The following is an 8821-nucleotide window of genomic DNA, read 5'->3' on the forward strand; positions in this document are numbered from 1 at the left end:
AACGATATTACTATATGATATTCTTATTATATGAAAATTAAGTGAATATCATGTGTAAATAACATGGTTTGAGCTTGTGGTATAAAGGAGTATAAAATGAAAGAGGGAAGAAAAATTAGAAGAAGAATAGAGAAGTTTGTATCGCTACTCGTAGCATTTTTATTGTTTTTTGAAGTTTTCTTGGGTGGATTTTCGCCAATATTTGCTAAGGCAGCTGAAAATAGTGATGTAAAAAGCATGAGAGTAGATACATCGAGAAAAGATGATGTAATCGAAAAGGGGAAAGATTATACCATTTATGAAAACGAGGATGGATCCAGAACTATCGACGTGTATACAGATAACGTCAGAGAAAAAGACGAAAACGGTGAATATGTTGATTATGACACTTCCATTGAGACTCTTCCTCAAAAGAGAAGCAGAAGTGCTTCTGATTACAAATATAAAAATGTAAGGGGTGTGACCGATGTTATGCTGCCTTTGGATCTTGCGGATAATAAACTTATATCAGTTTCCAAAGACGGTAAAGATCAAGTTACATTCAGACCTATATTTGAAAAAGAAGCAGATAGCAATGAGACAAAGGGTGAATTACAAAAAGAGAATATAACCGATATATATGAAGTTAATGAAGAAAAGAATACCAAAATTATATACGGTACGGATGATAAGAACGTAAAGCTGGAATATATACCTTTGGATAACGGTATTAAAGAAAATATAATTTTAAATAAAAAACCGGATAATAATAAATTTTATTATGAACTTACCTGCAGAGGAATGGTTCCTACTATTCCCGAAGTAGGAGGAGTTCTTTTTAATGATAAAATTTCGGGAGAAGAGAAAGGTGCTATTTTAGTGCCTTATATGACAGACAGCTCACAAGGCGGTGCATACAGTGAAGACTTACATTATTCTTTAGAGGAAATAGATAAAGAAAATGATAAATATAAACTTATTTTAACTGTATCAAGGGATTATCTTGATGATGATAACAGAGTATATCCTGTTATTATCGACCCTACATATACCGCAAAGTCTACAGACGGCGTTAAAGATGTATATATAGAAAGCGGATATCCAACTTCAAATTTCTACGTTAGTACAATCAGAAAAATGCCGATAGGTTATGGTTCCACCGATAAAGTCTGCAGGACTTTAATGAAATTTCCTGAGCTAAGTGCTAAAATCAAGAATAATTATGTCACAAGTGCCGCATTAAAACTTTATGAGCTAAGTAACGGTTCACCGTTTTCAACCGTGGAAGTTCATAAAAATGCTTCATCTTGGGCATTGGGTGAGGTCACATGGAACAAAAGACCTAAATGGACTTCTACGGTATATGCTTCAAAGAAGCTTAGCAACACTACCGCAGTGCATTCTTTGAATATAACAAAGCTTGTACAGGAATGGGCAAGGGGTACACAGGCTAATTACGGTATATTGCTAAAAGCGAGTGTAGAAAGTTCAGGTACTAAAAATTATAATTCTTTTCATGGTACGAGATCTTCCACTGCGGCAAAGAGACCTACTCTTTCTGTCAACTATACTGTCCCTTCTCCTAAACCCTCTTCAACTGCAAGTAGTGTACTATTAAATGGTAAAAATCCTTTGTATATAGGTAAATCCAAACCTGTAGTTAAAGTAAGCTGGGTGGGAATTAAAAGTAATATTCTTGATTATGTTCAGTATAAGGTAATTAAGGTTGCTGCTGATGGGACAAGTACAATGTATAAAGATTATGCATCTACCGGGATTAATACTGCTAACGGTACTTTTACTGTTCCTGCATCGGTTATAAGCGGACTGGGTCAGGGTAAATGGGGTATTGGTGTAAGGGGTGTCGATAAAGCGGGAAATATAGGTACCGGTAAATCTGCTGCACTCATAGTAGATTTGAGTGCTCCAGCACTTATTAATAAATCCGGAATATCTATTACTTCTTCTAGGTCGAATACAGATAATACAAAGGCTAATGTTAAAGTAACATTTAAAACCGTGGCTGATTTGCCCTCTACATTTCATAGCGGAGTAAAAGATTATACTGTTGAATTATATAGTAGCAGTAATAATTCTTTGATAAAATCTATGAAAGTAACTTCGGGGAGTGCCTTGTTTTCCAATATATCTCCAAATCAGAATGTTTATGTAAAAATTTGTGCTACCGATAATGTAGCTAATACAAGTACTAAAGTTCAAAGCGATAATCATACTATTTCTAATATGGTAAAACCTGAGATAGATCATGCAAATACGACTTCGTCTTTATCTGATGATACATATATTAATAACGTCAATAAAGAAATGTTTATTTCTTGGAAGGTCAACTATAAAGACGGTGATAAAGAATTAAATTTAGGTAAGATAACTTGTAATGTTTTAAAAGAAGACGGGAGTGCCGTTAGCGGATTTAGTGAAAAAAATCTTATTTTCCCTTCTTCAGTAACAGGATATCCGAAGGAATATAAAGAATATGCTGTAAGTAATGTATTTGGGAATATAGATACACTGGTTGACGGAAAATACAAAGTCATATTTAGATTTTATTCAAGTGATAACCTAGTTTATGATGAAAAAGATTTTATATATAATAAAGATACGACCTCTCCTGAAATTGACATAAATACTCCCGATGAAAATGCCGTCTTGAAATTGGTTTCCAATATTTTATATACGGCATCAGATGCTGTAAGCGGGATAAAGGATAGCAAGATATATCTTGTTTACAGTAATGGAAAAGAAAAACTGCTCACTGAAAACAGCGGAAATTATAATTTTGATACAACAAATTATGACGAGGGTAATTATAAAATAAAAATAGTCGTAAATGATAAGGCTGGAAACAAGAGTGAAGTTTTAAGAAATGTAAGCATATCAAACCCTCCGCCTACACCTATAGTAGACTTTGCTAAGGTGTTTGGAGGAAGTAATGATAATATAGAACTAAATTACAGTTGGGTCAAGGGAGACGAAAGTATATCCAAAGTAGATCATATCGAGTATGCTATGGATAATAAAGAAAATTGGATTAGTATACAAGATTCCAATCCTAATATAGATGAGAATAACAGATATAAAAATAAAACAGCAACCCTTAGTGTTGAAAACCTAAAGGAAGGCGCTCATACATTTTACTTTAAAGCTGTAGATCATGACGGAGTAAGCGGTACTATAAGAAGCTTGAAGTACACCGTAGATGCTACCGCACCTATTATTAGCATATCTAAACCTGCTATGAATTCTAAATTTATAGATTTGGTTTTCTTAAAAGGTACAGTGGAAGATCCGCATTTACTTAGTTACGATGTTATGATTGCAAATGGAGAAAATCCGGCAGAGTCTGATTATACTTTAGTAAAAACTGTTGATAATCCAAAAGAAAAAGATAATATTTCCGGTACTTTAGCTGTTTTAAATTTGAAGGATAATGATAAATACCCTATAGGACAGAAATTAAGTATTAAAGTAAAAGCTAAAGATACTTGTAATAACGTTAATAATACCAATAATGTAATTGTAGTTGAAAAGAAAGATGTCATACATCACGATGCAGATTTTAGTGTAGAAAAAACTACTGTTACTGACGGTGGAAAAAGTGAAGATATGGTTTTGGTTGGGGAAGAAAAAGCTTCCTTTAGTTTAAAGACCCTTCAAAACGAATCTTATAATGAAAATAATACAAGTTATTATATAGATGGAAGTACTGAAACAAAGGGTGAAGACGGTAAATTTGATTTCTCAGATAATGAAAAATTCGCCGATGACAGCATACATAGCTTGATTGTCAGGGATACAGTAAGTGAAACGACTAAATATTCTGTTCCGACTTATGATTATAATTTATATGATAATATCGATGTAAGTGATGAGACTTTAACTAACTTAAAAAGAGAAAATAATTTGATAAGCCTAACAGATAAGAGCATATCCGGCGAATATATAATCAAATCGGAGGCTGCGGGAATCGTATCAGAAAATACATTATCTCTTAAAGTAATGGCAGAAGATACCATTCCTGAAGGCTGTGAAATCGAATATTATTTAAGTCTTAATGATAAAGAATATATCAAAGTAAATAATGATGAAGAATATTATTTAGGAGGAAGCGGAGATAAATTCATATTAGATAGTTTAAAATTAAATAATATAAAACTAAAAGCTGTCTTGAAAGGGAATGGTGAAAACTCTCCTTCAATATCTTCGGTTAATGTTCTTGCAAAAGGTTCAAGCGGGGATGTTTTAAAAGTCGATATGATGAATAAATACAATCCTAAAAACGTGCAGGTTAAGAGCGGACTGAATTACAGAACCAAAATCAGCTGGGATAAAGTCGAAGGAGCTGATAACGATAATGTTATATATGAAATATACAGAAGTGAAGGCGATACTTTTGATGTCAATAAAGCCGAAGTCGTAGCCGAAGGTGTGAAAGACAATTACTGGTTTGACAGCTATACTCCTATAGATCAGTACAGTAATGCCAATAATAATGAAGGAATTATGACCAGATCTTCCGCTATAATGAATTACGAAAAAGACTTTTCATACAAGGTAAAGGCAGTTAAGGACTTCAGCGGAAAGGTGAGGAAGAGTAACGGTACACTTGGGGATCATCATTCTGAATTACCGGCGATTGATGAATATACAAAGCGCCTCGGAGATAAAGATTACTGGGGATATTTCGATTTTGAAACTCCCGTAAGTAACGGTAAAGTAGAGCAAAGTATGGGTAACTTTGTATACGAACAGTCCGACGGGAGTGTAAAAGGCAAGAATTATGATATAGATATGTCGAGAGTGTATAACAGTAATTCCACGAGTGTGACACCTCTTGGAATAGGCTGGGACTGTGAATTCAATCAAATATTACTTGAAACATACGATGAGTACGGCGATGAAATGGGTATGGTCTATAAAGACGGAAGCGGAACCATTTATAATTTTGCAAAGATAAAGAATGAAAAGTTGTCCGTTAAAGAAAATATTGATGAAGCAAGCGGAAATATACTATCAAGAGAAACAAAATACCAAAGTCCGTTCGGAACATACATTCTTTTAACTAAAATAGAAAAATTGGATGTAGACGATATTGACAGCGACGGAGATTTAAGTGAAGTAATAGATGTAAATTATATTATCAAAACAAAAGACGGTGATACTTCTACCTTTGACAGAAACTGTCAAATAGTATCGATTGAAGACAGAAGCGGTAATATAATGGTATTTAGATATTTCGATGATGATATTATATCCTCGTTGGATACAAACATTGATTATGGAAGCAAAGGTAAAAAGGGATTTCTTAAAGAAGTCGAAGTTTTAAACGGAAAATCAATAAGTGAATTTGATAATGAGTATAAAACCAAGCTTAGCGAGAGCAGTGAAAATCAGCAGAAATTCAAAAACAGCAGAAGCATAATGACTTTTGAATATAATAATAAAAATTTGATTGAAAGAGTAAATATGCCTCACGGTAAACATGTTGAATATACTTATGATGAAGTTAGCTTTGGTTTCAATAAAAATAGAAATATTTTAAAGACTGTAAGCATATACGCAGATGAAAATAATTCTGTTGACTACAGTTACGGATATACAAACATAAGTAATTTAAGTTCGGTAAAAGACGGCGAAAATAATGAATATACCATAGACTATTATAATGATAACGATAAGCTTGACATGGTTAAAAAGGTAACTTATCCTAACGGAGAAGGTAAGAGCTATGAATATAGTAAAATCGGTGGAGATGAAAGCGCTCAGAAATTTGATAAGACAACAGAATATATCCATAAAAAAGCGGATATAGGAGATAAACTTAAAAATATTATAGGAGAGGACCCTACTGTTATTGCAAGCAGTGAAGTCAAGTATAATGTTGACGGAAATATCATATACAGTAAAGATGCTAAAGGCAACGAAGTAGTAAGCGAATATGAAAACGGGCTCGAAGTAAAGACAACAAAGACTGTGGATACTTATACCTTAAGTAACGGAACGGTTCAAAAAGGCAGTAAGGAAATGGTTTCCACCACTAAGTATGATTCGATACCGGATAATAACTCCCTCGCTTGTATTGCAGATACCAAAGGAAACGTTCTAAAGGAAACTGCGGAAGACGGAAGCGTGACAGAGTATAAGTATGACAGCGAAGAGTTTGACGCCGACAGTGAAATAACTACTTTGGACGGAACTACATTAGAACAAAATAAATATGATTATGATGAAAAAGGGAATATACTTACAGAAGAAGAAACGGTTTCCGGTGATAAAACGATAAATACTTATGACGAAGACGGTGAGCTTTTAATTGAAGAAAACATAACCGCAGGAAATAAAATAAGCTCTACATCATATGTTTATGATGATAAGGGCAACACCGTTAGTGAAACGACTAAAAATGCAAGCGGAAGTGAAGAGAGAACTACAAATAGTGAATATGATAAGTTCGGCAGAGTAACAAAAGAAACGGACGCAAAAGGTTATTCTACGATGTATGAGTACGACGGATATGACAGAGTGATAAAGACTACGAAGAACTCACTTACCGACAGCGAAATAGCAGAGGGCGGAAGCAATAAGCCTACAGTAACCGAAAACAGATATAATAAGAACGGAAGCCTCGTTTACGAAAAGAAAGAAGACGGAAGCGAAATCACTTATGAATATGACGATATGAATAAGGCTGTTCGGACTGAAACTGTGAAAGACGGACAATCGAGCGTAACGACTAATTCTTACGGTTATGCAGAGGGAAATGAAACTGACTTTATTATGGGGAATGAAGAAAATAGAAATTATGATTTCCTTTATAAAGAAACAAGTACTACCGACGGCATAGAAAGTATAAGTTATTCGGATGTAAACGGACAGAATGTAAAAGAGTATTCCAGAGGGAACACCACATATAATGAATATGACAATCAGGGACAGCTTATAAAGACATTCAACATCGAAGATGACGCAGATGTGAAATATGGCAGACTTACCATGAACCTTTATGATGAAAATGGTCAGCAGACTTGTACAATAGAAAATCCGATTTATGATGCGGAAAACAAAGTTTACACTGCCGATGACCAAAAATCCCTCGTTACAACAACAAAATATGATAAACTTGGTAATAAGATAAGCGAAACGGACCCTATGGGGAATGAGACAAAATATGGATATACCGAGGATAAGAAGCTAAATAAAGTTATCCTTCCCGGAGAAAATGTAACCGAGACTACGGAGAACATATCCGAAGGCGACAACACGAAGGTTGAGACAAAAAATGCCCTTGGAAATAAGAGCGAAGAAGTAACGGACAGCTTCGGTAACACTGTAGAGATAAGAGACATCGGAAAAGGGACCGAGACGGAAAAGAAAATCGTAACGAAATACGATTACGATAAGAACGACAACAAAGTAAAAGAAACTTATTCAAACGGTGACTATAAGACTTTCTCATATGATTATGACGGTAAACTTTTAAAGGAAGAGCATTTCAGAAAAGATGACATTAAGAAAAGCGAAGACATAATCTACAGCTACGATTTAAGCGGGAATGTAGTAAAAGTCGTTCAAAGTAAGTACAGCGGTGAAGAAGTATCAATCGTGAGATATACACTTAACTCTTATGACGGAAGGAACAGGCTGGTAAGTTCTTACGAGGGAGAAAAAGAAACTCCGAGCGAAAACGAAAGATTGAGATATGCTTATAACGACAAGAACGAACTTATCAAAGTCACTTATCCAAGCTTAGAAGCGGGAACGAAAGAAGTCATATACGAATACAGTGAAAACGGAAAAGTGATGAACATCAAAGCCGTTACATCTTCGAATTCGGCAGAAAAACTTGTAAGGCAGTACACTTATTCTCCTAAGGGGAATGTGGAAAATATCAAGGACTACACCGGATTTGACGCGGGAAATGACAACTATATCTTAAGAAGTTATGAGTATGATTTATTCGACAGAGTGACTCATATCAAATATGCAAACGGTGACGACCTTGCAAACGCAAAAGAAGAATATAAATTCACTTATGACAAGAACGGGAATATACTCACCGAAGAGATCTTCAACGATTATCTGACGGAAGCGGGAAATAAGATTCATGTAATAAAGAATTACACCTACGACGAACTTACAAGGCTTACAAAGGTCGAGGTAACGGATAAGCCGGATAATGACAGCGTAAGCACCACAACATATACTTACGACAAAGTCGGTAACAGGATTTCAAAGACGAGAGACGGAGTAAAAGAAGACTACGAATACAACGACTTAAACGAACTGTTAAAGGTAAAGAGCGGAGAAAGCATAATAAAGGAATATTCCTACGACGCAAACGGGAACACGAAGAAAGAAGTGAGCGGAAGTAAGGAAACGAATTATTCTTATGATATTTCCAATCAGATGACCAAGTATGAGGCTAAGGGCGGGGAGAACGTTACTTTGACTCAGAACAATGAGTATAATTATGAAGGGCAGAGGATAAGGAAAGAGGTTGTTGATAGCAGTAAGGAAACTCCTGTTACTAAGGTGAATAATTATGTTTATTATAGAGGGAATGTTATTTGTACAACAGATAATGAAAATAAGCTTATTTCATCTAATATCCTAAACTTAGATGGTAGTGTAATCTCAAGTGCAAGATTAGATAATAGTCATTTTAAGTATTATTCTTATAATAAAGATACGAGGAACTCTACTTCTACATTGGTAGGTGACGATAATGTTGGTATCGTGGCTTATAAGTACGATGAGTTCGGCGGTACCGAAGTATTAGGCAATACAAGCTTTGAAAATGAAGTGTGTTACACGGGACAGGTGT

At 34.8% G+C, this 8821-nt stretch carries 1 protein-coding gene; it reads left to right on the forward strand.

The window, feature by feature from the left end; translation table 11 throughout:
* Nucleotides 1-96: 96 nt before the first annotated feature.
* The coding region (locus Q0516_RS07460; RefSeq protein WP_294467063.1) for a DNRLRE domain-containing protein at nt 97-8821 on the forward strand (8725 nt) is incomplete at its 3' end.

Origin of the sequence: uncultured Anaerofustis sp. (assembly GCF_938029165.1) — a bacterium.
Classification (GTDB): Bacteria; Bacillota; Clostridia; order Eubacteriales; family Anaerofustaceae; genus Anaerofustis.